Here is a 1346-nt window from a genome sequence, read left to right on the forward strand (position 1 = left end):
CTAGGAGTCTGTTGGGGTAACCGAGAGAACCTACTCGACGGGTAGGCGAAGACATGATGGGGTTGCCTACCCATGAGCAAGGTCTACCGCCCCTACCAGCCGGAGCAGTCGGAGCTTCTGCCGCCCTCGCCCCGGGAGTGGCTGCCCGAAGAGCACCTGGCGTACTTCATCCTGGATACGGTGAAGGAGCTGGAGCTGAAGCCGCTGTTGGAGAAGTACGAGCGGGAGCTGAGGGGCTACCCCCCGTACCACCCGAGGATGCTGGTAGGGCTGTTGTTGTACGGCTACTGCGTGGGCGTGGCCTCGTCGAGGAGGCTGGAGAGAAGGACGTACGAGGACGTGGCGTTCCGAATCATCGCCGCGGGCCAGCACCCAGACCATACGGCCATCGCGGAGTTCCGCAGGCGGCACCTGAAGGAGTTGTCGGGGCTGTTCGTGCAGGTGCTGGCGCTGTGCCAGAAGGCGGGGCTGGTGAAGCTGGGGCATGTGGCGCTGGACGGCACGAAGCTCAAGGCGAACGCCAGCAAGCACAAGGCGATGAGCTACGAGCGGCTGCAGCAGCGAGAGCAGGAGCTGACGCAGAAGGTGGGCGAGCTGATGAAGGCGGCCGAGGAGGCGGACGAGGCCGAGGACCGGCTGTACGGCAAGAAGAAGAGGGGAGACGAGCTGCCGCAGGAGCTGAGGAGAGCGGAGAGTCGGCTGAAGAAAATCCGTCAGGCCAAGGCGGAGTTGGAGGCAGAAGCCCAAGCGGCGCGGCAGGCGCAGCAGGAGGCTAAGAAGAAGCAGAAGGACGAGCAGGACCCACCGGCCTCTGGGCCCACGCGGCTGCCGAGCCACCAGGTGCCCACGGACAAGCACGGCAAGCCCAAGCCCAAGGCACAGCGCAACTTCACCGACCCGGAGAGCCGAATCCAGAAGACGCAAGGAGGCTTCATCCAAGGCTACAACGCGCAGGCGGCGGTGGATGAGGGGCATCAAATTATCGTGGCGCAGGCGCTGACGAACCAGGCACCGGACGTGGAGCACTTCGTGCCGCTGATGGAGCAGGTGGTAGGCAACTGCGGTGGAGTGCCTGGGGTGGTGACGGCCGACGCGGGCTACTTCAGCGAGGACAATGTGGTGAGAGCCACGTGCTTGGGAATCGATGCCTACCTGGCCACGGGGCGGCTGAAGCACGGCGAAGAGCCCGCGCCGGTCAGAGGCCGAATGCCCCGGGACTTGAGCCTCAAGGACTGGATGGCGCGACGGCTGAGGACGAAGAAAGGCCGGGCGGTGTACGCACGCCGAAAGGCGGTGGCGGAGGCACCCTTTGGACAAATCAAGCAGGTGCGAGGCTTTCGGCAACT

At 65.0% G+C, this 1346-nt stretch carries 1 protein-coding gene; it reads left to right on the forward strand.

The genetic code is table 11. The annotated features are described in order from the left end of the window. Positions 1 to 72: 72 nt before the first annotated feature. A partial coding sequence (locus tag KY661_RS37060) for an IS1182 family transposase (protein WP_225414677.1) occupies positions 73 to 1346 on the forward strand: 1274 nt, incomplete at its 3' end.

The sequence above is a fragment of the Allostigmatella hybrida genome (assembly GCF_020103775.1).
In the GTDB taxonomy this organism is placed as follows: Bacteria; Myxococcota; Myxococcia; order Myxococcales; family Myxococcaceae; genus Hyalangium; species Hyalangium aurantiaca.